1 protein-coding gene is annotated in these 1,039 nt (G+C 33.4%); it reads left to right on the top strand.

The window, feature by feature from the left end:
- The first annotated feature begins 198 nt into the window (after window positions 1–198).
- The gene (locus Q0200_RS06885) at window positions 199–369 is read left to right on the top strand and encodes a TOBE domain-containing protein (RefSeq protein ID WP_297939469.1); all 171 of its coding nucleotides are present in this window, start codon (window positions 199–201) and stop codon (window positions 367–369) included.
- The last annotated feature ends 670 nt before the right edge of the window (window positions 370–1,039 follow it).

Below are 1,039 nucleotides of genomic sequence, written 5' to 3'. Positions count from 1 at the left end.
AAACAGGTGCGGTAAATTTCTAATCGTAGCTAAAGAAAAAGGCGGCGAATCGCTAAAAACAACCGCTACTACGGATTCAGAAGCAAGCTTAAGTTTAAAAGTCGGCAAAAAGCCGTATTTTTATTCAAAGCTTCAAGCGTTATCGTTTCAAAAAATAACCACATCAAACTAAGCGCTACAAACCAAATCAAAGGCGTTGTGAGCGAGATAAAAGATGGCGCTGTAAATGCTGAGGTTATCATTGACGCAAATGGCAGCAAAATTTCAGCTGTTATCACAAAAGAGTCAGTAAATGGCATGGCTTTAAAAGTTGGCGACGACGTAACTGCGATCATCAAAGCAACTCAAATCATAGTTGGTGTTAAATAATTTCTCGGGGCAAATTTGCTCCTATCTCCATTTTTTATATTTTTATCGCGATTATAGCAACTTTTATTTAATCAAAAAAATGCCCTTTAAAACGAACTTTAAACTAATATTTTTTATTAAGCTATAAAAGAAAATCCTCCCAAAAATCTAAAAAATTAATCTATAAAAAATTAATTCATATTCATTTCTGGCAAATTCTTCAACAACAGTCGATTTACCTACACGTCTAGGCCCCTCTATTAACAATGCTGTTTTTCCATTTGAAGTTTCCTTCCACTGTAGTAAACTGCCGTATATTTTTCTCTTAAACATTGTGTTATACTCCCATCCGTCCAAAATCGTCAATTTTATTATCTTCCAATTCTGCAAAATCGTCAATTTTATTATCTTTAGATTCCGCAAAATCGTCAACTTAGATTTACTCAGATTCGTTAATTCTATTATATCGCAAAAAATACAGCCACCATCACAAGCTCACAAGTAATCGGTGGCAACTCTATCATACAGACTTATAAATGTATTGCTTCGGTTTAGGCTCTTCTTCAAATAAAGGTATGGGCAATTTCTTAAACCACTATATATTCAATTAGACGAACTGAAAATTTTTCAGCTCATCATTGTATTTGCTAAATTGGCTCATTAATTTACTTTCTGTGAAATTGTTCTATCT

Origin of the sequence: uncultured Campylobacter sp., assembly GCF_938045225.1 — a bacterium.
In the GTDB taxonomy this organism is placed as follows: domain Bacteria; phylum Campylobacterota; class Campylobacteria; order Campylobacterales; family Campylobacteraceae; genus Campylobacter_A.
Note: the sequence above shows the minus strand (reverse complement) of the source record. Positions and strands in the feature narration are given on the sequence as shown.